This is a genomic window from Acidovorax sp. Leaf78, assembly GCF_001422735.1.
GTDB lineage: Bacteria > Pseudomonadota > Gammaproteobacteria > Burkholderiales > Burkholderiaceae_C > Acidovorax.
Map to the genome: position 1 here is coordinate 675,074 of NZ_LMLZ01000001.1, position 26,496 is coordinate 701,569.

Annotated in this window: 26 protein-coding genes and 1 tRNA gene; 22 read left to right on the forward strand and 5 right to left on the reverse strand. The window is 62.0% G+C overall.

Going from position 1 to position 26,496, the window contains the following annotated elements:
- Positions 1–2: 2 nt before the first annotated feature.
- Genes ASF16_RS02975 through ASF16_RS02990 form a run of 4 tightly spaced genes read right to left on the reverse strand, consistent with a single transcriptional unit; the run spans position 3 to position 2,848 of the window.
- A complete protein-coding gene (locus ASF16_RS02975) occupies positions 3–965 on the reverse strand; it encodes a PilW family protein (protein ID WP_082516701.1) in 963 nt (320 codons plus the stop codon).
- A 1-nt stretch (position 966) separates the two neighbouring features.
- The gene (gene pilV / locus ASF16_RS02980; RefSeq protein ID WP_056162333.1) at positions 967–1,617 is read right to left on the reverse strand and encodes a type IV pilus modification protein PilV; all 651 of its coding nucleotides are present in this window, start codon (positions 1,615–1,617) and stop codon (positions 967–969) included.
- Positions 1,605–2,189, reverse strand: a complete 585-nt coding sequence (locus tag ASF16_RS02985; RefSeq protein WP_235507233.1) for a GspH/FimT family protein — start codon at positions 2,187–2,189, stop codon at positions 1,605–1,607. The genes pilV and ASF16_RS02985 overlap by 13 nt, the downstream gene beginning before the upstream one ends.
- A 29-nt stretch (positions 2,190–2,218) precedes the next feature.
- A complete protein-coding gene (locus ASF16_RS02990; RefSeq protein WP_082516702.1) occupies positions 2,219–2,848 on the reverse strand; it encodes a GspH/FimT family pseudopilin in 630 nt (209 codons plus the stop codon).
- Positions 2,849–3,439: 591 nt separating this feature from the next.
- Between ASF16_RS02990 and rpsO the strand changes: the two genes are divergently transcribed.
- The 22 genes from rpsO (at position 3,440) to ASF16_RS03100 (ending at position 24,130) form a co-directional block, all read left to right on the forward strand.
- A complete protein-coding gene (gene rpsO / locus ASF16_RS02995; protein ID WP_005793232.1) occupies positions 3,440–3,706 on the forward strand; it encodes a 30S ribosomal protein S15 in 267 nt (88 codons plus the stop codon).
- 215 nt (positions 3,707–3,921) lie between these two features.
- Positions 3,922–6,171 carry a polyribonucleotide nucleotidyltransferase gene (gene pnp / locus ASF16_RS03000; protein WP_056162341.1) on the forward strand — a complete coding sequence of 750 codons (2,250 nt, stop codon included), beginning with the start codon at positions 3,922–3,924 and terminating at the stop codon, positions 6,169–6,171.
- 107 nt (positions 6,172–6,278) lie between these two features.
- Positions 6,279–7,265: an NAD(P)H-quinone oxidoreductase gene (locus ASF16_RS03005; protein WP_156371861.1), complete on the forward strand. Its 987-nt coding sequence runs from the start codon at positions 6,279–6,281 to the stop codon at positions 7,263–7,265.
- 2 nt (positions 7,266–7,267) lie between these two features.
- Positions 7,268–8,017: a triose-phosphate isomerase gene (gene tpiA, locus ASF16_RS03010; protein WP_056162640.1), complete on the forward strand. Its 750-nt coding sequence runs from the start codon at positions 7,268–7,270 to the stop codon at positions 8,015–8,017.
- A 42-nt stretch (positions 8,018–8,059) separates the two neighbouring features.
- A complete protein-coding gene (gene secG, locus ASF16_RS03015) occupies positions 8,060–8,437 on the forward strand; it encodes a preprotein translocase subunit SecG (RefSeq protein WP_056162347.1) in 378 nt (125 codons plus the stop codon).
- A 114-nt stretch (positions 8,438–8,551) separates the two neighbouring features.
- Positions 8,552–8,636: transfer RNA gene (locus ASF16_RS03020), tRNA-Leu, on the forward strand.
- A gap of 73 nt (positions 8,637–8,709) precedes the next feature.
- Entirely contained in the window at positions 8,710–9,069 is a 360-nt protein-coding gene (locus ASF16_RS03025) for an NADH-quinone oxidoreductase subunit A (protein ID WP_055393226.1), read from the forward strand.
- Positions 9,070–9,102: 33 nt separating this feature from the next.
- Entirely contained in the window at positions 9,103–9,582 is a 480-nt protein-coding gene (locus ASF16_RS03030) for an NADH-quinone oxidoreductase subunit B family protein (RefSeq protein ID WP_007849129.1), read from the forward strand.
- Between the two features lie 10 nt (positions 9,583–9,592).
- A complete protein-coding gene (locus ASF16_RS03035) occupies positions 9,593–10,201 on the forward strand; it encodes an NADH-quinone oxidoreductase subunit C (RefSeq protein WP_056162643.1) in 609 nt (202 codons plus the stop codon).
- A 27-nt stretch (positions 10,202–10,228) separates the two neighbouring features.
- A complete protein-coding gene (locus tag ASF16_RS03040; protein ID WP_056162350.1) occupies positions 10,229–11,482 on the forward strand; it encodes an NADH-quinone oxidoreductase subunit D in 1,254 nt (417 codons plus the stop codon).
- Positions 11,479–12,018 (forward strand): NADH-quinone oxidoreductase subunit NuoE, encoded by a 540-nt coding sequence (gene nuoE / locus ASF16_RS03045; RefSeq protein ID WP_056162352.1) that lies wholly within the window; start codon positions 11,479–11,481, stop codon positions 12,016–12,018. The genes ASF16_RS03040 and nuoE overlap by 4 nt, the downstream gene beginning before the upstream one ends.
- Positions 12,015–13,370 (forward strand): NADH-quinone oxidoreductase subunit NuoF, encoded by a 1,356-nt coding sequence (gene nuoF, locus ASF16_RS03050; protein WP_056162355.1) that lies wholly within the window; start codon positions 12,015–12,017, stop codon positions 13,368–13,370. The genes nuoE and nuoF overlap by 4 nt, the downstream gene beginning before the upstream one ends.
- A 14-nt stretch (positions 13,371–13,384) precedes the next feature.
- Positions 13,385–15,520: an NADH-quinone oxidoreductase subunit NuoG gene (gene nuoG / locus ASF16_RS03055; RefSeq protein WP_056162358.1), complete on the forward strand. Its 2,136-nt coding sequence runs from the start codon at positions 13,385–13,387 to the stop codon at positions 15,518–15,520.
- Complete coding sequence (gene nuoH / locus ASF16_RS03060; protein ID WP_056162361.1) at positions 15,517–16,593, forward strand: NADH-quinone oxidoreductase subunit NuoH; 1,077 nt, start codon at positions 15,517–15,519, stop codon at positions 16,591–16,593. The genes nuoG and nuoH overlap by 4 nt, the downstream gene beginning before the upstream one ends.
- Positions 16,594–16,606: 13 nt before the next feature.
- Complete coding sequence (nuoI, locus tag ASF16_RS03065) at positions 16,607–17,119, forward strand: NADH-quinone oxidoreductase subunit NuoI (protein WP_056162364.1); 513 nt, start codon at positions 16,607–16,609, stop codon at positions 17,117–17,119.
- Positions 17,120–17,169: 50 nt separating this feature from the next.
- The gene (locus ASF16_RS03070) at positions 17,170–17,841 is read left to right on the forward strand and encodes an NADH-quinone oxidoreductase subunit J (protein ID WP_056162366.1); all 672 of its coding nucleotides are present in this window, start codon (positions 17,170–17,172) and stop codon (positions 17,839–17,841) included.
- Entirely contained in the window at positions 17,838–18,146 is a 309-nt protein-coding gene (nuoK, locus tag ASF16_RS03075) for an NADH-quinone oxidoreductase subunit NuoK (RefSeq protein ID WP_056162369.1), read from the forward strand. Before ASF16_RS03070 ends, nuoK begins: the two co-directional genes overlap by 4 nt.
- Before the next feature lie 31 nt (positions 18,147–18,177).
- Complete coding sequence (gene nuoL, locus ASF16_RS03080; protein ID WP_082516703.1) at positions 18,178–20,232, forward strand: NADH-quinone oxidoreductase subunit L; 2,055 nt, start codon at positions 18,178–18,180, stop codon at positions 20,230–20,232.
- A 13-nt stretch (positions 20,233–20,245) separates the two neighbouring features.
- The gene (locus ASF16_RS03085; protein ID WP_056162374.1) at positions 20,246–21,721 is read left to right on the forward strand and encodes an NADH-quinone oxidoreductase subunit M; all 1,476 of its coding nucleotides are present in this window, start codon (positions 20,246–20,248) and stop codon (positions 21,719–21,721) included.
- A gap of 29 nt (positions 21,722–21,750) precedes the next feature.
- Positions 21,751–23,244 (forward strand): NADH-quinone oxidoreductase subunit NuoN, encoded by a 1,494-nt coding sequence (gene nuoN, locus ASF16_RS03090; protein WP_056162376.1) that lies wholly within the window; start codon positions 21,751–21,753, stop codon positions 23,242–23,244.
- A 19-nt stretch (positions 23,245–23,263) separates the two neighbouring features.
- On the forward strand, positions 23,264–23,569 hold the full coding sequence (locus tag ASF16_RS03095) for a DUF2818 family protein (protein WP_056162380.1): 306 nt from the start codon (positions 23,264–23,266) through the stop codon (positions 23,567–23,569).
- A gap of 57 nt (positions 23,570–23,626) precedes the next feature.
- Entirely contained in the window at positions 23,627–24,130 is a 504-nt protein-coding gene (locus ASF16_RS03100; protein ID WP_056162381.1) for a DUF1178 family protein, read from the forward strand.
- A gap of 221 nt (positions 24,131–24,351) precedes the next feature.
- Here the strand turns inward: ASF16_RS03100 and ASF16_RS03105 are convergent, their stop codons facing one another.
- The gene (locus tag ASF16_RS03105) at positions 24,352–26,166 is read right to left on the reverse strand and encodes an ABC transporter transmembrane domain-containing protein (RefSeq protein ID WP_056162384.1); all 1,815 of its coding nucleotides are present in this window, start codon (positions 26,164–26,166) and stop codon (positions 24,352–24,354) included.
- Between the last annotated feature and the right edge of the window lie 330 nt (positions 26,167–26,496).

Sequence of the window (26,496 nt, forward strand, 5' to 3'; positions counted from 1 at the left end):
GCTTACATCGCAGCTGGAAGCACTGGTGAACCGACAATTCCCTGGCTACGAAGCTGAAAGACGTTTCTAAATGCAATGTGCATTCGTTTGGCGCGTATGCCGCTAAGCATACTCATATCAACACTCGTTGAACCGTCGCAATCGGTGTATGTACTGCCAGCTGGCAAATCGATGCGCTCATTGCCAAAAAGAACTACGCATACTTCAACAGCCTGCACCTGAGGCCAATTATTGGTTACGCCTGTAGCATCCACTAGCTTAATCATAGGGATGCTTGGTGTAGATGTTGTATCCTGTAATAAATAACGAACTTGGAAATTGGCGACGTTTTGCAAAATAGGCTGCGAAGCGGCACTATTGCCGGCGCAACGCAATACGAAATTGCCTGAATCAAAATCAAAAACGCTTTGCATTCTTTGGTCTGTGCTTGAAGCATCGTCCGGACCTCCGAGACAATTACGTGTTAAAGATTTCTCGCTTGCGCTTGTAAATACAGCTTCGGTGTAGCGCCTGAATCCAACGGTGAGGCTATCCGGAGAATCGGTGCCTGAAATGGTTTGCTTGGCCACATTAGCGGTATAGCTGAATGCCGGGCTGGACGCTGATTCAGCTGCAGTTTCGAAGCCTACTGGCGCCAAGTACCCGCTTGCGGTTACTACCGAACCCGGATTTAGATTTAAGCGCATTGATCCCGCTTGGCGCAGCTGCTGCCCGAACAAACGCATCGCGTACGCGCCTTGTTGTTGGATAGTACTAGCATCACTAACAGTCCCTGAAATGCTTCGGGATATCATAAGTGCAGACATCGCTACTGCTACGACAAGCAAGCCGATAGCTATACCTACCATGAGCTCCAACAAGGTAACGCCCCTTTGCCCGCTAAATGGGGGCAACGAATTTGGAAAATGTGCGTGAGCGTGGGCGCGCGGGACTGCTTTGCTGCTCACATTCCATGTCGATTTCATCTCAGGCTCCGGGACAATAATACGCTGGGGAGTTAGCGCCAGGCGCGTAAGGTGCACACCTCGCCGACACGGGGATATATTGCAGATGGCAAATGTAATCTGCAGGACACGCCAAGGTGGCTCCTGCAGTCAAGGTTCCGGTGTTATCACGGACTTTGGTGGCGTCGACGTCGACGGTTTTTCGGCCCTGCCCCTCGTTCTCGCGCCATGCAATCATTACGCCTAATTGTCGTCTTTGTTGTGCCCCCACGGCTGTCTCTGCAGGGGGAATGAAAACTTCGGCCTGGCCTAGCGGGAGCGCGTCGCGTACAGACTTCTTCCAGGAGGCAATGTCATAGCTGGCGAGAGTTGCGTGATCACAACCGCTGGAACATGAGCCAGGCGCAGGAGCGGCGCTGAAAACTGATACATAGCTCGCCAGATTCGCCAAGCCATTCGGATTGACGCGAATGCGTTCACTCAAATCTTCGATAAGTCGAATCGCTTGTGCACGACGGACCGTGGTAGATGTGTCCGCCAACGTGCGCATTTGTACGCCCACGATTCCCATTATGCCTAACGCCATGACGATGATGGCAACAAGCGACTCGATGAGCGTAATGCCGTGCTGGCGAGAGACGTGAGCGGGATGTGAAGAATTTAATCGCGACATGGAATAGCCTCTGGAGGAATTATGCGAATACGTCCACCCGAACTCATGCACAAGCCTAATGCAGCGGGATGGGTGGTGGGTCGATTCAAGGGTACTAGGCTAAAGCCAGGCCAGACGCCATCAACCAGGCCCCACTGATCAAACTTGATGCTGATGCCTCCGCCAGTACGTGTAACCTGCACCTTACCGGGCGCATCCACGCGCTGAAGAACAATTTCAGTAGCACCGCAGCTACCACTGTTGTCGGAGTCCGCGCAAACTATCCAGCCACAATCCCAGTCTTGCTTGCTTTTTGCTGTAGTGCAGCCGTTAGTGTTGTTGCTAATTTTCTGAACGGTGACGTGTCCCGCGCGCTTTACCGCTTCCGATCGGGCAAATTGAAAAGTGGACTGCAAATCCTCTTGGACTCGACGGACGCGCCATTTGTCATTCAACGAACTGAAAGAGGGCGTTGCCAATCCTGCCAGCAGTGCCAAAACAGCCAGCGTAACCGCTAGCTCGATAGCCGTGAATCCGTTTTCAAAGGAGCAACGGATCATTCTTTTATTAATGTTTTGCCGAGTACTGAGCATGAGGATTTATGAAAAAGAGCCTTGTTGCTCTAGCACGCTTCATTGCCCATTTTGCGAGTGATGCGTCCCCCGCTGCTGACGCAGATTCGAGCGGCATTGCTGTCAGCCAGTGTCTTGCCTTGTGGCATCAAATCGAAAAACATCGCCGTCGGTGCATTTGCTCCACCCGTATGTGAAAGCATGCCCCATCTGTCGACCGATATCTTTCCGGAGTTTCCGGGAAGATTGATCGAAATTCGAGTTGGTGCTGCCACGACCTGTAAAGTGCACTCGTTAGGGTTATTTGCGGCGATGCACGCTCCTTGCGTACCGTTACCGTCGGCATCGAAGAAAACGTTCCAGCCGCAGCCCCATTGATTGTTGGCCGTAGCGGTAGTACAGGGGCCTGAATTAGGACTTTTTTCAATAATTACGCTGCCGCTCCGTTTGATTGCTTCTGAGCGGGCAAAGTAAATCGTTGATTGCAAATTTTCAGCGGCCTCGCGCACACGCCATCTTTCCATCAGTGGTCTAAAACTAGGCAGTGCCAGAGCCGTGAGGATGGCTAGGATCGACACCACCACCATCAGTTCAATGGCGGTGAAGCCATGAGAGGTGAACGGCGCGGGACACGAGCGGCTGCAAAGGCCGTAGGGAAGTGGTTGGCGCAATATCTGCATGGGCGAATGCTAAGGCCGTCCTACCCTGCCGCAATTCCTGGTCTGACAAATGGCGGTCGGGTGGAGATGAACGGCTCAAGGCTTTGTCCTAGCGGGTGTAGCCTCTGCATGCGCCAGCGTTGTGCATGCCTTTGCATTCCCTAGCCATTCTTCGGTCGTGTTCACTGTGTGATTCTTCAGAAGTGCTGCGCTGATATGTAACCTTGCTAGATCCTTTCTTCCTGGTAGAAGCAGGGGCGAGAGGGGGGCCATCGTTGGCTCCACTTTTGGCTAGCACTGGGACGGGACTGCCCATTAGCGCTACAGCTGTAATGCACGCAGCCGTCCGAATGAGCAAATTTCTTGCGAGTTGCAAGGGCGTGTTCGTTGCGTGCAGAAGGGCATTTCGCCTGTGAGACATGGCAATTTCCGTGGTGTGATTGTTGTTGGGGCAGCGAGCAGGTCAATCTTGGGAGGGGCAAATTCCATCCAAGGCTATAATAGTGAGGTTTTGCACGGTGCAAGACGCACGCCGGTGGCCGTTCCAGCCGCTGGCGCAAGTAAAAACCATGGCCCGCACATCATCCTGCAGGCCCAATCCAAGGAAAACCAATGATCGCATCCTCCATCAAGGCCGAAGTCGTCAAGGCCAACGCCCGCGCTGCCAATGACACCGGTAGCCCAGAAGTCCAAGTGGCTCTGCTGACCGCTCGCATCAACGAACTGACCCCTCACTTCAAGACGCACGCCAAGGACCACCACGGTCGCCGCGGCCTGCTGCGCATGGTGAGCCGCCGCCGCAAGCTGCTGGACTACCTGAAGGCCAAGGACGCTGACCGCTACACGGCTCTGATCGCCAAGCTGGGTCTGCGTAAGTAAGCGCATTCGCATGTCAAAACGCCTGGGTTAGCACGCTAGCTCAGGCGTTTTTTACTTCGGAGACGCAAAACAGAGCGAAGCTGTGTCATTCCAATGGTCCTGATGCCCTGGTCGAGGGTGATAGCACCGCTGGAATGGCATCGTGTTCTGAATTGCCTCCGGCCCTTGCTGGCTCTGCGTAGCCAGCTACATAAACCGAAGCAAAAGGAGTCATCATGACCATCTTCAACAAAGTGACCAAGTCCTTCCAGTGGGGCGACAAGACCGTCGTCATGGAAACGGGCGAAATCGCACGCCAGGCCTCCGGCGCCGTGCTGGTCAACATCGACGACACCGTGGTGCTGGCCACCGTGGTGGGCTCCAAGATCGCCAAGGCAGGCCAGGATTTCTTCCCGCTGACTGTCGACTACATCGAGAAGACGTACGCCGCCGGCAAGATCCCCGGCAGCTTCTTCAAGCGCGAAGCCAAGCCCAGCGAACTCGAAACGCTGACCAGCCGTCTGATCGACCGCCCGATCCGCCCCCTTTTCCCCGAAGGCTTCCACAACGACGTGCATGTGGTCATCCACACCATTTCGCTGAACCCTGAAGTGGACGCTGACATCGCCGCCATGATCGCCGTGAGCGCTGCTCTGTCGATCTCGGGCCTGCCGTTCAACGGCCCCATCGGCGCCGCACGCGTTGGCTACATCAACGGCGAATACGTGCTGAACCCTGGCCAGACCGCTCGCAAGAACTCGCAGATGGACCTGGTCGTGGCCGGTACCGAAGCTGCCGTGCTGATGGTCGAGTCCGAAGCGCAGCAATTGCCCGAAGACGTGATGCTGGGCGCTGTGGTGTTCGGTCACGAACAAGGCAAGGCGGCCATCAACGCCATCCATGAACTGGTGCGTGAAGCCGGCAAGCCCGTGTGGGACTGGCAGCCGCCTGCCAAGGACGAGCCCTTCATTGCCAAGGTGTCGCAACTGGCCGAAGAAAAGCTGCGCGCTGCCTACCAGATCCGCAGCAAGCAAGCCCGCACGCACGCACTGCGCGAAGCCACGGCTTCTGTGCTGTCGTCGCTGAAGGCCGAAGGCGCTGAATTCGACGCCGTGAAGGTCGAAGGCCTGCTGTTCGACATCGAAGCCAAGATCGTGCGCAGCCAGATCCTGGCCGGCGAGCCCCGCATCGACGGCCGCGACACGCGCACCGTGCGCCCCATCGAAATCCGCAATTCCTTGCTGCCCCGTACCCACGGTTCGGCATTGTTCACGCGTGGCGAAACCCAGGCGCTGGTGATCTCCACGCTGGGTACCGAGCGTGACGCGCAGCGCATCGACGCGCTGGCCGGCGAGTTCGAAGACCGCTTCATGTTCCACTACAACATGCCTCCCTTTGCCACTGGCGAAGTGGGCCGCATGGGCTCTACCAAGCGCCGCGAAGTGGGTCATGGCCGTCTGGCCAAGCGCGCGCTGATCGCCGTGCTGCCGACCAAGGAAGAGTTTCCCTACACCATCCGCGTGGTGTCGGAAATCACGGAATCCAACGGTTCTTCGTCCATGGCTTCGGTCTGCGGCGGCTGCCTGTCCATGATGGACGCCGGCGTGCCGATGAAGGCCCACGTGGCTGGTATCGCCATGGGTCTGATCAAGGAAGACAACCGTTTTGCCGTGCTGACCGACATCCTGGGTGACGAAGATCATCTGGGCGACATGGACTTCAAGGTGGCCGGTACCACCAGCGGCATCACCGCGCTGCAGATGGACATCAAGATCCAGGGCATCACCAAGGAAATCATGCAGGTCGCACTGGCGCAGGCCAAGGAAGCGCGCATGCACATCCTGGGCAAGATGCAGGAAGCCATGGGCGAAGCCAAGACTGAAGTGTCTGACTTCGCGCCCAAGCTCTACACGATGAAGATCAACCCCGAAAAGATCCGTGACGTGATCGGCAAGGGCGGTGCGGTGATCCGTGCGCTGACCGAAGAGACCGGCTGCCAGATCAACATTGAGGAAGACGGCACGATCACCATCGCCGCGACCGACGCAGCGAAGGCCGACGTGGCCAAGAAGCGCATCGAGCAGATCACGGCCGAAGTCGAGATCGGCAAGATCTACGAAGGCCCTGTGACGAAGATTCTGGACTTCGGCGCACTGATCAACCTGCTGCCCGGCAAGGATGGCCTGCTGCACATCAGCCAGATCGCGCACGAGCGTGTCGAGAAGGTCTCCGACTACCTGACCGAAGGCCAGATCGTGAAGGTCAAGGTCATGGAAACCGACGAAAAGGGCCGTATCAAGCTCTCGATGAAGGTGCTGTCGGACCGTCCTGCCGGTGGTAGCGATCGTCCGGCGCCTGCAGAGCGCGGCGACCGCGAACCCCGCCGCGACCATGGTCGTGACGGCGGCCGCCCATCGGGTGACCAGCAACAGCAACAGCAGCAATCCCTGGCTTCGGACGGTGCGTCCGAGCAGGTGGTGGGCTGATCCGGCTGACGGGTCTATTTGCTATTGATTTTGTAGCTGCTGCCGCTTGTTGATCAAGCGGTAGCGGCCAAAATCGTTCAAACACCAGCTTTCCAATGAACCGCAACATGCGCGCTGTTGAGATCACCGCTTTCGGCGGGCCGGAGGTGCTGCGCCTGGGCGAGCGGCCAGTGCCGCAGCCCGGCGATGGCGAACTCCTGATCCGTGTGGCGGCCAGTGGCATCAACCGCCCCGATGTGCTCCAGCGCAAGGGGCACTACGCACCCCCGCCGGGAACTTCAGACCTGCCCGGTCTGGAGGTGGCGGGCGTGGTGGAGTCTGGCGATTCGACCGCAATGGCCGCAGCCGGCATCCGCGTCGGTGACCGGGTGTGCGCGCTGGTCGCGGGTGGCGGGTATGCGCAGTGGTGCGTGGCGCCCGTTGTCCAGTGCTTGCCCGTGCCTGAAGGGTTCAGCGATGTCGAGGCGGCATCGCTGCCTGAGACCTTCTTCACGGTGTGGAGCAATGTCTTCGACCGGGGTCGTCTGCAAGCGGGTGAGAGCCTGCTGGTGCAGGGCGGCACCAGCGGCATTGGCGTGACGGCGTTGCAGCTGGCGCATGCATTCGGTGCGACGGTCATCGCGACGGCGGGCAGCGACAGCAAGTGCGCAGCCTGCCTGGAGTTGGGTGCGCACCATGCCATCAACTACAAGTCACAGGATTTCGTGGCCGAAGTCCAGCGCATCACCGATGGCAAGGGTGTCGACGTGGTGCTCGACATGGTGGCGGGCGACTATGTGGCGCGCGAAGTGGAGTGTCTGGCGGAGGATGGCCGTATCGTCATCATCGCCGTGCAGGGCGGGGTGAAGGGCGACTTCAATGCGGGGCTTGTCCTGCGCCGCCGCCTGACCATCACCGGTTCCACGCTGCGCCCTCGTTCCGTGGCGTTCAAGGGTGCCATCGCGCAAGCACTGCGCGAGAAGGTGTGGCCTTTGCTGGCTGAAGGCAAGGTGCGGCCGGTCATCCACAGCACGTTCGAGGCGGCCCATGCGGCCGACGCGCATGCGCTGATGGAGTCGAACCAGCACATTGGCAAGATCGTTTTGACGTGGTGATCATGAACAGCAAGAAGAAACTCATTGCCGGCAACTGGAAGATGAACGGCAGCCTGGCTGCCAACGAAGCGCTGCTCCGGGCCATCATTGCGGGCTTGGGTGATGCCGTTTGCGATGTGGCCGTGGCAGTGCCTGCGCCTTATCTGGCGCAGGTGCAGTCGCTCACTTCCGGGTCTGCAGTGTCTGTCGCATCGCAGGATGTGTCGCAGCATGAAGCAGGTGCGTTCACCGGTGAGGTGTCCGCAGGCATGCTCAAGGACTTCGGCGTGCGGTATGCCCTGGTGGGGCACTCCGAACGCCGCCAATACCACGGGGAAACCGACGTGGTGGTGGCCGAAAAGGCGCAGCGCGCACTGGCGGCCGGCGTGACGCCGATCGTCTGTGTGGGCGAAACCCTGCAGGAGCGCGAAGCAGGGCAGACCGAGGTGGTGGTCAAGCGCCAACTCGCCGCTGTCATTCATCTCAACGGCCACTGCATCAGTGAAGTGGTGGTGGCGTATGAGCCGGTGTGGGCGATCGGGACAGGCCGCACGGCATCGCCTGAACAGGCGCAGGCCGTGCATGCCGTGCTGCGGGCGCAACTGGCCGCTGCCAGCGAGCACGCCGACCGCATCCGCCTGCTGTACGGCGGCAGCATGAATGCCGCCAATGCAGCGCAATTGCTTGCGCAGCCCGATATCGATGGCGGGCTCGTTGGTGGAGCATCCCTCAAGGCCCCCGACTTTTTACAAATCATTGCCGCTGCCCGTTGAGGTGGTGGTCCAAGCATCTATTCAATCAGGAGTGAACAGAGAATGAACGTGATCGTGAATGTGGTTTTGGCAGTGCAGATGCTGTCGGCGCTGGGGATGATCGGACTGGTTCTGGTCCAGCATGGCAAGGGTGCCGACATGGGCGCCGCCTTCGGCAGTGGTACCTCGGGCAGCCTTTTCGGCGCCAGCGGTAGTGCCAACTTTCTGTCCCGCAGCACGGCAGTGCTGGCGGCTGTTTTCTTCGTGGCAACCCTGGCGCTGGCCTATTTCGGCAATTCCCGTCCCGCAGGCACGGGCAGCGTGCTGGAGTCTCCGGCGGCTGCAGTGCCTGCTGGTTCGGCGCCTGCTGCGTCGGCGCCCGAAGTGCCTGCTGCTCCTGCCGTACCGGCATCGGGCGCTGCGCAGATTCCGACCAAATAATCTGCCCTAAATTGGTTCGGCAAAGCCGAACCAGGGTTTTTCCGGAGTAGAATCCCGGATTGTCTGGAAAGCCAAAACCGCAAGGTTCCTCATGCCATCCAGATGCACACATCAGCCGTCGTGGTGAAATTGGTAGACACGCTATCTTGAGGGGGTAGTGGCGAAAGCTGTGCGAGTTCGAGTCTCGCCGACGGCACCAAAACAAAGGCCTCCCCGACATGCCCTGCGAAGGACATGTCGGGCCAGGCTACAGCGGTGAGCACATCCTCAAGATGAACCTCGATCAGTACCTCCCCGTCCTTTTGTTCATCTTGGTTGGCATCGCCGTTGGCGTTGTCCCCTTGGTACTAGGCTACATACTGGGCCCCAATCGCCCGGATGCCGCAAAAAACTCCCCCTACGAATGCGGCTTTGAGGCCTTCGAGGACGCGCGAATGAAATTCGACGTGCGCTACTACCTCGTGGCCATCTTGTTCATTCTGTTCGATCTCGAAATCGCCTTTCTCTTTCCGTGGGCCGTTACCTTGCATGAGGTGGGCATCGCTGGATTCGTGGCGGTCGTGATTTTCCTGGCCATCCTGGTCGTGGGTTTTGCCTACGAATGGAAAAAGGGTGCCCTGGATTGGGAATGAGCTGGCTTTTGCAGCAAGCACAAGGATGATGCAATGATTGAAGGCGTGATGAAGGAAGGCTTCATCACCACGAGCTATGACTCCGTGGTGAATTGGGCCAAAACCGGCTCGCTGTGGCCCATGACCTTCGGTCTGGCCTGCTGCGCGGTCGAAATGATGCACGCGGCGGCAGCGCGCTACGACATCGGCCGCTTCGGTGCCGAAGTGTTCCGCGCCAGCCCCCGCCAGTCCGATCTGATGATCGTGGCCGGCACGCTGTGCAACAAGATGGCGCCGGCACTGCGCAAGGTGTACGACCAGATGTCGGAGCCCCGCTGGGTGCTGTCGATGGGCTCGTGCGCCAATGGCGGCGGGTACTACCATTACAGCTACTCCGTGGTGCGCGGTTGCGACCGTATCGTGCCTGTGGATGTGTATGTGCCCGGCTGCCCGCCCACGGCAGAAGCGCTGATCTACGGCATCATCCAGCTGCAGCAGAAGATCCGCCGCACCAACACCATTGCTCGTGTCTGAAGGGTTGATGATGACTTCTGTTGCCATTCGGCCTGAAAAACTCAAGGACCACATCGCCGCGGCCTTGGGCTCCAAGGTGCGCCAGATCTCGATCGCCCTGGAAGAGGTGACCGTGGTGGTTGCTGCGGCCGATTACCTCGAAGCGATGCGCGTCCTGCGCGATGCCGAAGGTTGCCGTTTCGAACAACTGGTGGATCTGTGCGGGGTGGACTACTCCTCCTACGCCGACCAGGTGCATGAAGGCGCGCGCTATTGCGTGGTGTCGCACCTGCTGTCCGTCAGCCTGAACCAGCGCGTGCGCGTGAAGGTGTTCTGCGCGGACGACGATTTTCCGGTGGTGGCATCTGTGTCCGACCTCTGGAGCTCTGCCAACTGGTACGAGCGCGAAGCGTTCGATCTGTTTGGCATCGTGTTCGACGGCCACAACGATCTGCGCCGCATCCTGACGGACTACGGCTTCATCGGCCATCCTTTCCGCAAGGACTTCCCGCTGTCGGGCCACGTCGAGATGCGCTATGACACCGAGCAGCGCCGCGTGGTGTACGAGCCCGTGTCGATCGAGCCGCGTGAAATCACGCCGCGCATCATCCGCGAAGACAAGTACGGAGGCCTGCACTAAGGCGCCCTGCGCCCCACGTGACCCACCATGGCTGAAATCAAGAACTACTCCCTGAACTTTGGTCCGCAGCACCCGGCAGCACACGGCGTGCTGCGGCTGGTGCTCGAGCTCGACGGCGAAGTCGTGCAGCGCGCCGACCCCCACATCGGCCTGCTGCATCGCGCGACCGAAAAGCTCGCCGAGCACAAGACCTATATCCAGTCGCTGCCCTACATGGACCGGCTGGACTACGTCTCGATGATGTGCAACGAGCACGCCTACTGCCTGGCCATCGAGAAGCTGATGGGCCTGGAAGTGCCCATCCGCGCGCAGTACATCCGTGTGATGTTCTCCGAAATCACCCGTCTGCTGAACCACCTGATGTGGCTCGGTTCGCACGGCAACGATTGCGGCAGCTCCACCATCCTGATCTACACCTTCCGCGAGCGTGAAGACCTGTTCGACATGTACGAAGCCGTCTCCGGCGCGCGCATGCACGCGGCGTACTTCCGTCCGGGCGGCGTGTACCGCGACCTGCCGGATTCCATGCCGCAGTACAAGGTCAGCAAGATCAAGAACGCCAAGGCCCTGGAGGCCATGAACAAGAACCGCCAAGGTTCCATGCTCGACTTCATCGACGACTTCACGCAGCGCTTCCCCGCCTGTGTGGATGAGTACGAAACCCTGCTGACCGACAACCGCATCTGGAAGCAGCGCACCGTCGGCATCGGCGTGGTGCCCCCGGAGCGCGCGCTGAACCTGGGCATGACCGGCCCCATGCTGCGGGGCTCGGGCATTGCCTGGGACCTGCGCAAGACGCAGCCCTACGACGTGTACGACCGCATGGACTTCGATGTGCCGGTGGGCAAGACGGGCGATTGCTACGACCGCTACCTGGTGCGCGTGCATGAAATGCGCGAGTCCAACCGCATCATCAAGCAGTGCGTGGACTGGCTGCGCGCCAACCCCGGCCCGGTGATCACGGACAACCACAAGGTGGCTGCGCCGTCCCGCGAATCCATGAAGTCCAACATGGAAGAGCTGATCCACCACTTCAAGCTGTTCACCGAAGGTTTCCATGTGCCCGAGGGCGAGGCTTATGCCGCCGTCGAGCATCCCAAGGGCGAGTTCGGCATCTATCTCGTGAGCGATGGCGCCAACAAGCCTTACCGCCTGAAGATCCGCGCTCCTGGCTTTGCCCACCTGGCCACGCTCGATGAAATGGCCCGTGGTCACATGATCGCCGACGCCGTGGCCATCATCGGCACCATGGATATCGTGTTCGGGGAGATTGACCGATGAGTAGTACGACCGAATCGAAGAACCCCGCTGCGGGTACCGCTGCCGCCATCACCGAGGCGACGCTCGCCCGGTTTGCGCGTGAAGTGGCCAAGTACCCGCCCGAGCAGGCGCAGTCCGCCGTGATGGCCTGCCTGGCCATCGTGCAGCAGGAGCAGGGCTGGGTCAGCGTCGAGAGCGAGGCCGTGATCGCCGATTACCTGGGCATGGCCCAGATCGCGGTGCACGAAGTCACCACGTTCTACAACATGTACAACCAGCAGCCGACGGGCAAGTACAAGCTCAACGTTTGCACCAACCTGCCTTGCCAGCTGCGCGACGGCCAGAAGGCATTGCACCACCTCGAGAAGAAGCTGGGCGTGACCATGGGCCAAACGACGCCCGATGGCCTGTTCACGCTGCAGCAGTGCGAGTGCCTCGGCGCCTGCGCCGACGCGCCCGTGATGCTGGTCAACGACCGCACCATGTGCAGCTTCATGGACACCGACAAGCTTGACCAGCTGGTCGACGGCCTCAAGGCCGCAGAGGGGCAAGCATGACCACTGCCGCACAAATCCTCTCGCAGTTTCAGGCGACCGGCGTCCAGACCTGCTTCCACGACCGCCACATCAACCCGCAGATCGTTGCGGGCCTGGATGGCACGAACTGGGGCATCAAAGACTACGAAGCGCGTGGCGGCTACGAAGCGCTGCGCAAGATCCTGGCCCAGGGCGAAGGCGCAGGCCTGACGCAAGACCAGGTGATCGCCACCGTCAAGGAATCGGGCCTGCGCGGCCGCGGCGGTGCGGGCTTTCCGACCGGTCTCAAGTGGAGCTTCATGCCCCGCTCGTTCCCGGGCCAAAAGTACCTGGTGTGCAACTCGGACGAAGGCGAACCGGGCACCTGCAAGGACCGCGACATCCTGCAGTTCAACCCGCACATCGTCATCGAAGGCATGATCATCGCGGCCTACGCGATGGGCATTTCCGTGGGCTACAACTACATCCACGGCGAAATCTTCCAGACCTACGACCGCTTCGAAGAAGCGCTCGAAGAAGCACGCGCTGCGGGTTACCTGGGCGACAAGATCCTGGGCAGCAACTTCAGCTTCCAGTTGCATGCAGCGCACGGTTTCGGCGCCTACATCTGCGGCGAAGAAACCGCGTTGCTCGAATCGCTGGAAGGCAAGAAGGGCCAGCCGCGCTTCAAGCCACCGTTTCCGGCCAGCTTCGGTCTGTACGGCAAGCCCACCACCATCAACAACACCGAGACCTTCGCGGCCGTGCCGTGGATCATCCGCAATGGCGGCGCGGCGTACCTCGAGTGTGGCAAGCCCAACAACGGCGGCACCAAGATCTTCTCGGTCTCCGGCGACGTGGAAAAGCCCGGCAACTACGAAGTGCCCATGGGCACCCCGTTTGCCAAGCTGCTTGAACTGGCCGGTGGCGTGCGCAAGGGTCGCCAGCTCAAGGCGGTGATCCCGGGTGGCTCGTCCTCCCCGGTGCTGCCCGCGTCCGTCATCATGGAATGCACGATGGACTACGACTCCATCGCCAAGGCCGGCTCGATGCTGGGCTCCGGTGCCGTGATCGTGATGGATGACTCCCGCAGCATGGTCGAGAGCCTGCTGCGCCTGTCGTACTTCTATTCGCACGAATCCTGCGGCCAATGCACGCCCTGCCGCGAAGGCACGGGCTGGATGTGGCGCGTGATCGACCGCATTCAGCACAACCAGGGCCGCACGGGCGACCTGGACCTGCTCAATTCGGTGGCAGACAACATCCAGGGCCGCACGATCTGCGCGCTGGGCGACGCCGCCGCAATGCCGGTGCGCGCCATGCTCAAGCATTTCCGTCCCGAGTTTGAAGCACTGATCCGGAACAACGCCTCCCAGGCCGCGACCTCCGCCTGATCGCGAGAAGACATATGGTTGAAATTGAACTGGACGGTCAGAAAGTGGAAGTCGCCGAAGGCTGCATGGTGATGCATGCAGCCGAGAAGGCGGGCACGTACATTCCGCATTTCTGCTACCACAAGAAGCTCTCGATCGCCGCCAACTGCCGCATGTGCCTGGTGGACGTCGAGAAGGCTCCCAAGCCCATGCCTGCCTGCGCCACGCCGGTGACGCAGGGCATGATCGTACGCACCAAGAGCGACAAGGCCATCAAGGCCCAGGCGTCGGTCATGGAGTTTCTGCTGATCAACCACCCGCTGGACTGCCCCATCTGCGACCAGGGCGGTGAGTGCCAGCTGCAGGACCTGGCCGTCGGCTACGGCGGTTCGTCCTCGCGCTACGAGGAAGAAAAGCGCGTGGTCTTCCACAAGGACGTCGGCCCGCTGATCTCCATGGAAGAGATGAGCCGCTGCATCCACTGCACCCGCTGCGTGCGCTTCGGCCAGGAAGTGGCCGGCGTGATGGAGCTCGGGATGATCCACCGTGGCGAGCACTCCGAGATCACCACCGTGGTGGGCGATACCGTGGACTCCGAGCTGTCGGGCAACATGATCGACATCTGCCCCGTGGGCGCGCTCACGAGCAAGCCGTTCCGCTACAGCGCCCGCACCTGGGAACTCTCGCGCCGCCGCTCCGTCAGCCCACACGACTCCACCGGCTCCAACCTGATCGTTCAGGTCAAGAACCACAAGGTGATGCGCGTGGTGCCGCTCGAGAACGAAGCCGTCAACGAGTGCTGGATCGCCGACCGCGACCGCTTCTCTTATGAATCGCTCAACAGCGACGACCGCCTGACCCAGCCCATGCTCAAGCAGGGCGGTGTCTGGAAGACCGTCGACTGGCAGACCGCGCTCGAGTACGTGGCCAACGGCCTCAAGAACATCAAGAACGACCACGGCGTGGGCAGCATCGGCGCCCTGGTCAGCCCACACAGCACGGTCGAGGAGCTGTACCTGGCCGGCGCGCTGGTGCGCGGCCTAGGCAGCGACAACATCGACTACCGCCTGCGCAACGCCGAGTTCGCCGCGCCCGAAGGCATCCGCTGGCTGGGTACGTCCATCGCTTCGCTGTCCACGCTGCAACGCGTGCTGGTGGTGGGTTCCAACCTGCGCAAGGACCATCCGCTGTTCGCACAGCGCATCCGCCAGGCTGCCCGCCATGGCGCTCAGGTCAGCGCAGTGGGTTCGGTCGCCCAAGATTGGGCCATGCCCGTGCAGTCGTTCATGGCGCAAGGCGCCGACGAATGGGTGCAGACGCTCGGTGGCATTGCCTCCGCCGTGGCCCAGGAAAAGGGCGTTGCCGCTCCTCAAGGTGCTGCAGCCCACAACGACGCCACCCAGGCCATTGCCCGCTCGCTGCTGGGCGGCGAACGTAAGGCCGTGCTGCTGGGCAACGCCGCAGCGCACCACGCGCAGGCCACGCAATTGCTCGCTCTGGCCAACTGGATTGGCGAGAACACGGGTGCGTCCGTGGGCTATCTGACGGAAGCCGCCAATACGGTGGGCGCGCAGTTTGCGGGTGCTCATCCTGTGAACGGTGGATTGAGTGCGGGCCAGATGCTCTCGGGTGGACTGAAGGCGGCTTTGCTGCTCAACACCGAGCCTGTTTATGACTCGGCTGCAGGTGCCAACGCTGCTGCTGCGCTGTCTGGTGCAGAGATGGTGGTGACCTTGAGCCCCTTCAAGGCCAACCTGGAGTTCAGTGACGTTCTGTTGCCAATTGCTCCCTTCACTGAAACTTCCGGCAGCTTCATCAACGCCGAAGGCCGCCTGCAAAGCTTCCATGCCGTGGTGCGCCCGCTCGGCGATACCCGCCCTGCGTGGAAGGTGCTGCGTGTGCTGGCCAATCTGCTGGGTGTGTCCGGTTTCGACTTCGAGACCTCGCAAGACGTGCTGGCACGCGCCACCAACGCGGCGGCCGGTACGCTCACCCGCGTGCCCGCTGAACAGCTGTCCAATGTGGTGACGGCGGCGGTGCCTGCTGCGGCAGGATCGGCCGGTGAGCCTGTGGTCGCTTCCATCTACCAACTCGACGGCCTCGTGCGCCGTTCCACGTCGCTGCAGCTCACGGCTGATGCGCGCCTGGCTCGTGAAGGAGTCGCTGCATGATCGACGCGATCTACAACGCGGGCCTGAACCTGCTGGCCTTCGGCTGGTGGACGGGTGCCGTCTGGCCTGTGCTCTGGGTGCTGATCAAGATCGTCTGCATTCTGGCGCCCCTGATGGGTGCCGTGGCCTACCTCACGCTGTGGGAGCGCAAGCTGCTTGGCTTCATGCAGGTGCGCCACGGTCCCAACCGCGTGGGCCCCATGGGTCTGCTGCAGCCCATCGCCGACGCGCTCAAGCTGCTGACCAAGGAAATCATCCAGCCCACGGCTGCGAGCAAGGGCTTGTTCGTGCTCGGCCCGGTCATGGCCATCATGCCGGCGCTGGCCGCCTGGGTCGCGATCCCCTTCGGCCCCGACGTGGCCCTGGCCAATGTCAATGCGGGCCTGCTGCTGGTGATGGCCATCACCTCCATCGAGGTGTATGGCGTGATCATTGCCGGCTGGGCATCGAACTCCAAGTACGCCTTTCTGGGCGCGCTGCGGGCTTCAGCACAAATGGTGAGCTATGAAATCGCCATGGGCTTTTGCTTCCTGGTGGTGATCATGGTGTCGGGCAGCATGAACCTGACCGAGATCGTCATGTCCCAAAGCCGCGGCATGGCCGCCAACATGGGCCTGTCGTTCCTGTCGTGGAACTGGCTGCCCCTGCTGCCGATCTTCCTGGTGTACCTGATCTCCGGTGTGGCCGAGACCAACCGCCACCCCTTCGACGTGGTCGAAGGCGAAGCCGAAATCGTGGCCGGCCACATGGTCGAGTATTCGGGCATGGGCTTTGCCATCTTCTTCCTGGCCGAATACGCCAGCATGTGGCTCGTGTCCATCCTGGCCGCGCTCATGTTCCTGGGTGGCTGGCTGCCTCCGGTTGAGTTCCTCTCGTTCATTCCGGGCTGGATCTGGCTGGGTATCAAGACTTTCCTGGTGGTGTCCATGTTCATCTGGATCCGTGCCACCTTCCCGCGCTTCCGCTATGACCAGATCATGCGTCTGGGCTGGAAGATCTTCATCCCGGTGACGCTGGTGTATCTGCTCTTCGTGGGTGGATGGCTGCTGTCGCCCTGGAACATCTGGAAATAAGCGGGACACAAAAATGACTGCCGTTGTTGCTGCTGCACCTTTCTCGTTCAAAGACTTCTTCAAGAGCTTCATGCTCGTGGAACTGCTCAAGGGCATGGCCCTGACCGGTCGCTATGCGTTTCGCCGCAAGGTGACAGTGCAGTTCCCTGAAGAAAAGACCCCTCTGTCGCCGCGTTTCCGCGGCCTGCACGCGCTGCGCCGTTATGAAAACGGCGAAGAGCGCTGCATCGCCTGCAAGCTGTGCGAGGCCGTGTGCCCCGCCATGGCCATCACCATCGAATCGGATGTGCGTGAGGACGGCTCGCGCCGTACCACGCGCTACGACATCGACCTGACCAAGTGCATCTTCTGCGGCTTCTGCGAAGAAAGCTGCCCGGTGGACTCCATCGTCGAGACGCACATCCTCGAATACCACGGCGAAAAGCGTGGCGACCTGTACTTCACGAAAGACATGCTCCTGGCCGTGGGCGACCGGTACGAAGGCGAAATCGCGGCAGCCAAGGCTGCGGACGCGAAGTACCGCTGAGCGGTGCAGAGCGCGGCCTCTTTGCCAGACTTTCTATAAAGACCCGATTCATGGACGCCAAGACTGGTTTCTTCTATCTCTTCTCGGTGGTGCTGCTGTTTGCAGCCTTCCGGGTGATCACTGCCCGCAACCCCGTGCATGCGGTGCTGTACCTCATCCTTGCGTTCTCGCAGGCCGCCGCCGTGTGGCTGCTGCTCAAGGCCGAGTTCCTGGCCATTGCGCTGGTGCTGGTGTACCTGGGCGCGGTCATGGTGCTGTTCCTTTTCGTGGTGATGATGCTGGACATCCACATCGACACCGTGCGCAAGGGGTTCTGGAAGCATTTCCCGCTGGCTGCCACGGTGGGAGCGCTGATCGCTCTTGAAATGGCCGCTGTGCTGATGGGCGGTTTCCGCGGCATGGACGAGCCCAAGGCCGTCGCCACGGCACTCGATGCAGCGGGCCAGGTGGTGCAGTACTCCAACACCAAGGCACTGGGCAAGCTGCTCTATACCGAATACCTGTACCCCGTTGAAATCGCTGCGGTCATTCTGCTGGTCGCCATGATTGCCGCCATTGCGCTGACACTGCGCCAGCGCAAGGACAGCAAGGCCATCAACCCGTCGCAGCAGGTTCGCGTGCGCGCCGGTGATCGCCTCGAAGTCGTGAAGGTGGCTGCCACCCAGAAGGCTGCGCCTGAAGCGCCTGCCGTGCCTGCTGCCACCGAGGAGAAAAAAGCATGACGCTGACATTGGGCCACTTTCTCTCGCTGGGCGCGATGCTGTTCGCGCTGGCCGTGATCGGCATCTTTCTGAACCGCAAGAACCTGATCGTGCTGCTGATGGCGATCGAGCTGATGCTGCTGGCGGTCAACATGAACTTCGTGGCGTTCTCGCACTACCTGGGCGACATGCATGGCCAGGTGTTCGTGTTCTTCATCCTGACAGTGGCAGCTGCCGAGTCGGCCATCGGTCTGGCCGTCCTGGTGCTCCTGTTCCGCAACAAGTCCAGCATCAACGCGGAAGATCTCAACACCCTCAAGGGTTGATGGGTCACCAGCATTCCCAAGGTTCTCAAGAATGAGTCAAACCCTCTCTGCTTCAACGCTCCTGGCCGTGCCGCTGGCACCGCTGGCGGGCGCCTTGCTGGCCGGCATCTTCGGCACGACCTTCGGTGGTAACTGGATCGGTCGCCGGCTCTCCCACACCCTCACCATCCTGGGCGTGCTCGTTGCGTTCGTGCTGTCGGCGATGACGCTCAAGAGCGTGGCGCTCGACGGTGCCCGCTTCAACGAGACGCTCTACACCTGGATGGTGGTGGGCGGCCTCAAGATGGAGGTCGGTTTCCTGATCGACAGCCTCACCGCCATGATGATGGTGGTCGTGACCTTCGTGTCGCTGATGGTGCACATCTACACCATCGGCTACATGGAAGAGGACGACGGCTACAACCGTTTCTTCGCCTACATCTCGCTGTTCACGTTCTCCATGCTCATGCTGGTCATGAGCAACAACCTGCTGCAGCTGTTCTTCGGCTGGGAAGCCGTGGGCCTGGTGTCCTATCTGCTCATCGGTTTCTGGTTCAACAAGCCCACGGCGATCTTCGCCAACATGAAGGCCTTTTTGGTCAACCGTGTGGGTGACTTCGGCTTCATCTTGGGCATCGGCCTGATTGCTGCCTATACGGGCACGCTCAACTACAGCGAAATCTTCGCCAAATCGGGTGAGCTCGGTGGCCTGGCGTTCCCCGGTACCGACTGGATGCTGATCACCGTGATCTGCATCTGCCTGTTCATCGGCGCGATGGGCAAGTCCGCGCAATTCCCGCTGCACGTGTGGCTGCCCGACTCGATGGAAGGCCCGACCCCCATCTCGGCGCTGATCCACGCGGCTACCATGGTGACCGCAGGCATCTTCATGGTGTCGCGCATGTCGCCGCTGTTCGAGCTGTCCGACACTGCGCTCAACTTCATCCTGATCATCGGCTCCATCACGGCGCTGTTCATGGGCTTCCTGGGCATCATCCAGAACGACATCAAGCGCGTGGTGGCGTACTCCACGCTGTCGCAGCTCGGCTACATGACCGTGGCCCTGGGTGCCTCCGCCTACTCGGTGGCCGTGTTCCACCTGATGACCCACGCGTTCTTCAAGGCGCTGCTGTTCCTTGGCGCCGGCTCGGTCATCATGGGCATGCACCACAACCAGGACATCCGCTGGATGGGCGGCGTGCGCAAGTACATGCCCATCACCTGGATCACCTCATTGCTGGGCTCGCTCGCACTGATCGGCACGCCCCTGTTCTCGGGTTTCTACTCCAAGGACAGCATCATCGAGGCGGTGCACTTCAGCCAACTGCCCGCTGCGCATTTCGCGCACTTCGCAGTGCTGGCCGGCGTGTTCATCACCGCGTTCTATTCGTTCCGCATGTACTTCCTGGTCTTCCACGGCAAGGAACGCTTCGACCAGAACCCTGACGCCCACCACGATGCGCACCACGACGACCATGGCCACGGCCATGATGACCACCACAGCCATGATCCGCACGAATCCCCCTGGGTTGTGACGGTGCCGCTGGTGCTGCTGGCCATACCTTCGGTGGTGGTGGGCTTCATGTTCATCCAGCCCATGCTGTTCGGCGACTTCTTCAAGGGCGTGATCTTTGTCGATGCGGTCAAGCACCCTGCGATGGCCAAGCTGGCCGAGATCTTCCACGGCCCGGTGGCCATGGCCCTGCACGGCCTGCAGACGGCGCCTTTCTGGTTGGCTGTGGCGGGTGTGGCCCTGTCGTACTACATGTACATGGTGAATCCGGCTTTGCCTGCGGCGATCAAGCGCACCTGCATGCCGATCTACACGCTGTTCGAAAACAAGTACTACCTCGACTGGATCAACGAGAACATCCTGGCCCGCGGTGCGCGTGCTCTGGGTACGGGCCTGTGGAAGGGTGGCGATCAGGCCATCATCGACGGCACGCTCGTCAATGGATCTTGGAAGGTCGTGCGCAGCGTGTCCGGTGTCGTGCGCTGGATGCAGTCCGGCTTCATCTTCCACTACGCGCTGGTGATGATCCTGGGTGTGTTCGCGCTGATGACCTGGTTCGTCTGGGGCGACGTGTTCCTGCAGCTCATCAAATAAGGAAAACAACAAAATGGGTCTGTTGAGTCTTGCAATCTGGTCACCGATCGCCTTCGGTGTGCTGCTGCTGGCCATTGGCCGGGATGAGCATGCCCGCGCCGTGCGCTGGTTGGCTCTGGTGGGCGCCGTCGTTGGCTTCCTGGTAACGCTGCCCCTGTACGAAGGCTTCCAGCTCGGAACCGCAGCGATGCAGTTCGTCGAGAAGGCGGCCTGGATCGAGCGCTTCAATGTGCATTACCACCTGGGTGTGGATGGCATCTCGTTCTGGTTTGTGCCCCTGACAGCCTTCATCACGGTGATCGTGGTGGTCGCGTCGTGGGAGTCCATCACCGAGCGCGTGAACCAGTACATGGGCGCGTTCCTGATCCTGTCCGGTCTGATGATCGGCGTGTTCACGGCGCTGGACGGCATGCTGTTCTACGTGTTCTTCGAAGCCACGCTGATCCCGATGTATCTGATCATCGGTATCTGGGGCGGCCCGAACAAGATCTACGCGGCGTTCAAGTTCTTCCTGTACACGCTGCTCGGCTCGCTGCTCATGCTGATCGCGCTGATCTACCTGTACAACCAGTCTGGCGGCAGCTTCGACATCGCCACGTGGCACCAACTGCCCCTGAGCGCCCGCGCGCAGACGATGCTCTTCTTCGCATTCTTTGCCGCCTTCGCGGTCAAGGTGCCGATGTTCCCGTTCCACACTTGGCTGCCCGACGTTCACGTGGAAGCGCCCACCGGCGGCTCCGCCGTGCTGGCCGCGATCATGCTGAAGCTGGGCGCCTACGGCTTCCTGCGTTTTTCCATGCCCATCGCCCCCGACGCATCGCGCGAGTGGGCCTGGCTGATGATCGCGCTGTCGCTGATCGCCGTGATCTACGTGGGCCTGGTGGCTATGGTCCAGAAGGACATGAAGAAGCTGGTGGCGTATTCGTCCGTCGCGCACATGGGCTTCGTCACGCTGGGCTTCTTCATCTTCAACGACCTGGGCGTGTCCGGCGGGCTGGTGCAGATGATTGCGCACGGCTTCGTCTCGGGTGCAATGTTCCTGTCCATCGGCGTGCTGTACGACCGCGTGCACTCGCGTGAAATCTCGGCCTACGGCGGCGTGGTCAACACCATGCCCAACTTCACCGCGTTTGCGCTGCTGTTTGCCATGGCCAACTGCGGTCTGCCGGGCACAGCCGGTTTCGTGGGCGAGTGGATGGTCATCCTGGGCGCGACCAAGGCCAACTTCTGGATCGGACTGGCCTCGGCCACGGCGCTGATCTTCGGCGCGGCCTACACCCTGTGGATGTTCAAGCGCGTGTACCTGGGCCCCGTGGGCAACGACAACGTCAAGGGCCTTACCGACATCGACAGCCGCGAATTCCTGGTGCTGGCCGTACTCGGCATCGCGGTGCTGGCCATGGGCCTGTATCCCCGTCCGTTCACGGACGTGATGGACACGTCGGTCGCCGAACTGCTCAAGCATGTCGCGCAGCCCAAGCTGAACTGACCTGACCAGACTGAACTGAGAGATACGAGATGATTGACAACATCAGCTGGCTAGCGATCTACCCCGAAATCGTGCTGTTGGCCATGGCCTGCGTCATAGCGCTGGTCGACCTGGGGGTGCACAGCACCCGCCGCACCGCCACCTATGTGCTGACCATGCTGACCCTGGCTGTCGTGGCTGCCCTGCAGGCGATGTACGCCACCAGCGGCAACACCTTCTATGGCTTCGGCAACATGGTGGTGAGCGATGCCATGGGCAACTGGCTCAAGTGCTTTGCCACGGTGGCGATGATGGTCACGCTGGTCTATGCGCGCCCCTACGCGGCAGACCGCGGCATGCTGCGCGGCGGCGAGATGTTCACCCTGTCGATGTTCGCGCTGCTGGGCATGTTCATCATGATCTCGGGCAACAACTTCCTCGTGATCTACCTGGGCCTGGAGCTGCTGACCCTGTCGAGCTATGCGCTCGTGGCCCTGCGCCGCGACAACGCCACGGCCACTGAAGCGGCCATGAAGTACTTCGTGCTGGGCGCGATGGCCAGCGGCTTCCTGCTGTACGGCCTGTCCATGATCTATGGCGCCACCGGCTCGCTCGATATCGGCCAGGTGTTCAAGGCCGTCAATTCCGGCCAGATCCGCCACCAGGTACTGGTGTTCGGCCTGGTGTTCGTGGTCTCGGGCTTGGCCTTCAAGCTGGGTGTGGTGCCTTTCCACATGTGGATTCCCGACGTGTACCAGGGTGCTCCGACCGCCGTCACGCTGATGATCGGCGGCGCGCCCAAGCTGGCGGCGTTTGCCATCACCATCCGCCTGCTGGTGGACGGCCTGCTGCCGCTGGCCATCGACTGGCAGCAGATGCTGGCGGTGCTGGCCATCGGCTCGCTGCTGGTGGGTAACCTGGCTGCCATCGCGCAGACCAACCTCAAGCGCATGCTGGCGTACTCCACGATCTCGCAAATGGGCTTCGTGCTGCTGGGCCTGATGTCGGGCGTGGTGAACGGCAACGTCGATGCCACGGCCGTCGAGAACGCCTACAGCGCGTCCATGTTCTACGTGGTGACCTATGTGCTGACGACCCTGGCCGCATTCGGCGTGATGCTGCTGCTGGCGCGCGAGGGTTTCGAGAGCGAAGAGATTTCGGACTTTGCCGGCCTCAACCAGCGCAGCCCGCTGTACGCCGGCATCATGGCCGTGTGCCTCTTCTCCATGGCCGGTATTCCTCCGCTGGTGGGCTTCTATGCCAAGCTGGCCGTGCTGCAAGCCCTGGTAGCCTCGGGCCAGACGCTGTACATCGCCATGGCCGTGTTCGCCGTGATCATGTCGCTGATCGGTGCCTTCTACTACCTGCGCGTCGTCAAGGTCATGTACTTCGATGCACCGCTGACGGCCTCGAGCGTGTCGGCGCCCGCAGACGTCCGCGTGGTGCTGACCTTGAACGGCGCGCTGCTGCTGGTGTTGGGCATTCTGCCCGGCGGGCTGATGGCCCTGTGCGCCGACGCCGTGGTGCGTGCGCTGGCGACCTGACCGCGCCCGCTGTCGCACTGTGTCTCTTACCGGATCTGTCTGGCTGGTCATCATCGCGGCGTTGATCGCCGCGAACCTGCCTTTCGTAAACCATCGCTGGCTGGCCGTGGGTCCGGCGGCCGCGCCCCGCAAGCCTTTGGCGGGGCGGCTGGCGGAGTTGATCGTGCTGTACTTTCTGGTGGGCGGTCTGGCATTGTTGCTGGAGCGCCGCGCCGGGCAGATTGCTCCCCAGGGCTGGGAGTTCTACGCCATCACCGGCACCCTGTTCCTGACCCTGGCCTTCCCGGGTTTCGTCTACCGGTACCTGCTGCGCCGCCACGGCTGAGGCGCCCGCAGTGCTACCGGTTGCCGCCTTGTCCTGCTCGTCCGTTGCAGCGCTGCCATGAAGGTGCTTGATCTCCAATGCCGCCACGGCCATGTCTTTGAAGGCTGGGTCGCGTCGGAGGACGACTTTCAGGGCCAGCGCGAGCGTGGTTTGGTGCAGTGTCCGATGTGCGCGGACGACCAGATCGAAAAGCGTCTGAGTGCGCCGCGCCTGAACTTCGGCGCGCGGGAGCCCTCGGCAAGCTCTGCCGCGCAGGCGTCGTCCGCGACAGGGGAGGTGGTGCCGAGCAGCCCCGCTGGTACGACTGCGGCTCTTGACGCAGGGGTGTTGCCACCCGCCTTGCAAGCCGCTTGGCTGCACCTGGCACGCAAGATTGTCGCCAACACTGAGGACGTGGGATCACGCTTCGCCCAGGAGGCACGCCGCATGCACCATGGCGAGGCCGAGGAGCGCGCCATCCGCGGCCAGGCCACGCCCGACGAAGCCGTGCAACTGATCGAAGAGGGCATCGCGGTGATGCCGTTGCCTCTGCCCGCTTCTGCCAAGGAAACCCTGCAGTAGAGGGGCGTGGGCCGGGCGCGGGAGGGCTTGGCAAGCCTCCGCGAAGTCCTGTGAATGCGGTTTTTGAGTGTTTTAAGGCTCTACCGCACTACCAGAGCGCGCTAGCGGCTATGCTTTTAGTAGCAACTGCTGCACCGCATCGGCGCTGAGCACTCCACTTCCTCTTTACTGCTCCCGCAGCGGCAACCGGAAGGCGCCCGGCAGTCGCTGCCCGCCCGCCTTCACGACGTGAACTGCAGCGCCGCCAGCCGGGCATACACCCCGCCTTGCGCGAGGAGCGCCGTGTGCGTGCCTTGTTCCACGATGCGCCCATGCTCCAGCACCACGATGCGGTCGGCATTCTGCACGGTGGCCAGCCGGTGGGCGATGACCAGGGTGGTGCGGCGCCCGGTGTGGCGCTGCATCGCGATGTCCAGCGCGGCCTGCACCATGCGTTCGCTTTCGGCGTCCAGGGCGCTGGTGGCCTCGTCGAGCAGCAGCAAGGGCGGGTCCTTGAGCATGGCCCGTGCAATCGCGATGCGCTGGCGCTGCCCGCCCGACAGGCGCACCCCGCGCTCGCCGAGAAACGTGCCATAGCCCTCCGGCAGCGCCATCAGGAAGTCGTGCGCGAATGCGGCGCGCGTGGCGGCCATCACTTCCTCGTCGGTGGCGTCCGGGCGGCCGTAGCGGATGTTCTCCATGGCCGATGCGGAGAAGATCACGGCGTCCTGCGGCACGGTGCCCGTGCTGGCGCGCAGGGTGGTGAGCCGCAGGTCGCGGATGTCGATGCCGTTCAGGCGAATGTGGCCTGCCGGGCGACCGTTCGCGCCCATGTCCACGTCGTAGAAGCGCTGCAGCAGCTGGAACACCGTCGTCTTGCCGGCACCGCTCGAACCCACCAGCGCCACGGTTTCGCCGGGCGCCAGGCGCAGCGAGAAGTCATGCAGCGCAGGCTGGTCGGGCCGCGAGGGGTAGTGAAACTGCACGTTGTCGAACTCCACGGCCAAGCCTTGGCCTGACAGCGGCAGGTCTTTGGGCGCAGCTGGATCAGCCACGGGGGATCGGCTCGCCAGCAGCTCCATCAGACGTTCGGTGGCACCCGCTGCGCGCAGCAGGTCGCCATACACCTCGCCCAGCACCGCCACGGCGCCTGCCAGCAGCATGACGTACACCACCGTCTGCCCCAGGTGCCCCGCAGTCATCTGGCCCGCCAGCACAGCCTCGGTGCCGCGGTACAGGCCCCACAGCAGCAGCGCCGCGTTGGCGATGATGATGAAGGCCACCAGCAGCGCGCGTGCACGGCTGCGCGTCACGGCCACCTGGAAGGCGTTTTCGGTGGCCTGCATGAAGCGGCTGGTTTCGCGCCGCTCGGCCGTGTAGCTTTGCACCACCGGCACGGCATTCAGCACCTCGGCCGCAATGGCGCTCGAATCCGCCACCCGGTCCTGGCTGTCGCGCGACAAGCGGCGCACGCGCCGCCCGATCCACATGGTCGGCAGCACCACCAGCACCACGGCCACCAGCACGATCGACATGACGTACGGGTTGGTCCAGATCAGCATCGCCAGAGCGCCGATGCCCATCACCGCGTTGCGCAGCCCCATCGACAACGATGAGCCCACCACCGTCTGCACCAGCGTGGTGTCGGCCGTCAGCCGCGACAGCACCTCGCCGGTCTGTGTGGTCTCGAAGAACTGCGGGCTTTGCTGCAGCACGTGGCCGTACACCGCGTTGCGCAGGTCGGCCGTCACCCGCTCGCCCAGCCAGCTCACCATGTAAAAGCGCGCCGCCGAGAAGACCCCCAGCGCGACGGCTACGGCGAACAGCGCCTCGAAGTGGTTGCGCAGCGCCATGGTCTGCGCGCCCTTGTCGGCGCTGACGAGGCCCGAGTCCACCAGATTGCGCAGCGCCAGCGGAAACGCCAGCGTGGCCAGCGCCGCCAGCACCAGAAACACCACCGACAAAGCGATGCGTGCGCGGTACGGACGCAGGAAGGGAAAGAGCCCGCTGAGGGACCGGGGTGCGCCGCGCGCGGGCGTGGAGGGGAGGGTGGCCATGCTCGAAGTGTAGGCGGGCGTGCCTGTCCGGCCGTGCCAGCCACAGGCGGCCCTGCACACCCGCGGGCTTCCGGCCACGCTCTGAAGTCAAGGGCGCTGCGCTGATGCAGGAGGCAGCACGGCTCTGAAATATTCAGGGCCGCAGAGTGTGCCCAATGGTGCACCCTCTGTCTTGCCTTCATGCAGTTGTAAGCAAGCGCTGCAGGAACCGTGGCTCGCATCGCGTGCGCCAGCAAGGGTTTTCAACCGGCGACAAAGGGCCTGCAACCCGCACGTGGCAAGGCGCAGACAGGCCCAGGCAGGCGCCGCGCGATACCCGAAATGATGACC

What these genes read in the sequence shown, in the direction of transcription:
- nuoF (WP_056162355.1), top strand. Translation starts at nt 12,015, where the DNA reads ATGACCACTGCCGCACAAATCCTCTCGCAGTTTCAGGCGACCGGCGTC.
- ASF16_RS02975 (WP_082516701.1), bottom strand. Translation starts at nt 965, where the DNA reads ATGAAATCGACATGGAATGTGAGCAGCAAAGCAGTCCCGCGCGCCCAC.
- ASF16_RS02985 (WP_235507233.1), bottom strand. Translation starts at nt 2,189, where the DNA reads ATGCTCAGTACTCGGCAAAACATTAATAAAAGAATGATCCGTTGCTCC.
- ASF16_RS03040 (WP_056162350.1), top strand. Translation starts at nt 10,229, where the DNA reads ATGGCTGAAATCAAGAACTACTCCCTGAACTTTGGTCCGCAGCACCCG.
- nuoI (WP_056162364.1), top strand. Translation starts at nt 16,607, where the DNA reads ATGACTGCCGTTGTTGCTGCTGCACCTTTCTCGTTCAAAGACTTCTTC.
- nuoG (WP_056162358.1), top strand. Translation starts at nt 13,385, where the DNA reads ATGGTTGAAATTGAACTGGACGGTCAGAAAGTGGAAGTCGCCGAAGGC.
- nuoK (WP_056162369.1), top strand. Translation starts at nt 17,838, where the DNA reads ATGACGCTGACATTGGGCCACTTTCTCTCGCTGGGCGCGATGCTGTTC.
- pnp (WP_056162341.1), top strand. Translation starts at nt 3,922, where the DNA reads ATGACCATCTTCAACAAAGTGACCAAGTCCTTCCAGTGGGGCGACAAG.
- secG (WP_056162347.1), top strand. Translation starts at nt 8,060, where the DNA reads ATGAACGTGATCGTGAATGTGGTTTTGGCAGTGCAGATGCTGTCGGCG.
- ASF16_RS03035 (WP_056162643.1), top strand. Translation starts at nt 9,593, where the DNA reads ATGACTTCTGTTGCCATTCGGCCTGAAAAACTCAAGGACCACATCGCC.
- ASF16_RS03005 (WP_156371861.1), top strand. Translation starts at nt 6,279, where the DNA reads ATGCGCGCTGTTGAGATCACCGCTTTCGGCGGGCCGGAGGTGCTGCGC.
- nuoN (WP_056162376.1), top strand. Translation starts at nt 21,751, where the DNA reads ATGATTGACAACATCAGCTGGCTAGCGATCTACCCCGAAATCGTGCTG.
- ASF16_RS03100 (WP_056162381.1), top strand. Translation starts at nt 23,627, where the DNA reads ATGAAGGTGCTTGATCTCCAATGCCGCCACGGCCATGTCTTTGAAGGC.
- nuoH (WP_056162361.1), top strand. Translation starts at nt 15,517, where the DNA reads ATGATCGACGCGATCTACAACGCGGGCCTGAACCTGCTGGCCTTCGGC.
- pilV (WP_056162333.1), bottom strand. Translation starts at nt 1,617, where the DNA reads ATGTCGCGATTAAATTCTTCACATCCCGCTCACGTCTCTCGCCAGCAC.
- ASF16_RS03030 (WP_007849129.1), top strand. Translation starts at nt 9,103, where the DNA reads ATGATTGAAGGCGTGATGAAGGAAGGCTTCATCACCACGAGCTATGAC.
- ASF16_RS03105 (WP_056162384.1), bottom strand. Translation starts at nt 26,166, where the DNA reads ATGGCCACCCTCCCCTCCACGCCCGCGCGCGGCGCACCCCGGTCCCTC.
- ASF16_RS03085 (WP_056162374.1), top strand. Translation starts at nt 20,246, where the DNA reads ATGGGTCTGTTGAGTCTTGCAATCTGGTCACCGATCGCCTTCGGTGTG.
- nuoL (WP_082516703.1), top strand. Translation starts at nt 18,178, where the DNA reads ATGAGTCAAACCCTCTCTGCTTCAACGCTCCTGGCCGTGCCGCTGGCA.
- ASF16_RS02990 (WP_082516702.1), bottom strand. Translation starts at nt 2,848, where the DNA reads ATGCAGATATTGCGCCAACCACTTCCCTACGGCCTTTGCAGCCGCTCG.
- tpiA (WP_056162640.1), top strand. Translation starts at nt 7,268, where the DNA reads ATGAACAGCAAGAAGAAACTCATTGCCGGCAACTGGAAGATGAACGGC.
- nuoE (WP_056162352.1), top strand. Translation starts at nt 11,479, where the DNA reads ATGAGTAGTACGACCGAATCGAAGAACCCCGCTGCGGGTACCGCTGCC.
- ASF16_RS03025 (WP_055393226.1), top strand. Translation starts at nt 8,710, where the DNA reads ATGAACCTCGATCAGTACCTCCCCGTCCTTTTGTTCATCTTGGTTGGC.
- ASF16_RS03070 (WP_056162366.1), top strand. Translation starts at nt 17,170, where the DNA reads ATGGACGCCAAGACTGGTTTCTTCTATCTCTTCTCGGTGGTGCTGCTG.
- rpsO (WP_005793232.1), top strand. Translation starts at nt 3,440, where the DNA reads ATGATCGCATCCTCCATCAAGGCCGAAGTCGTCAAGGCCAACGCCCGC.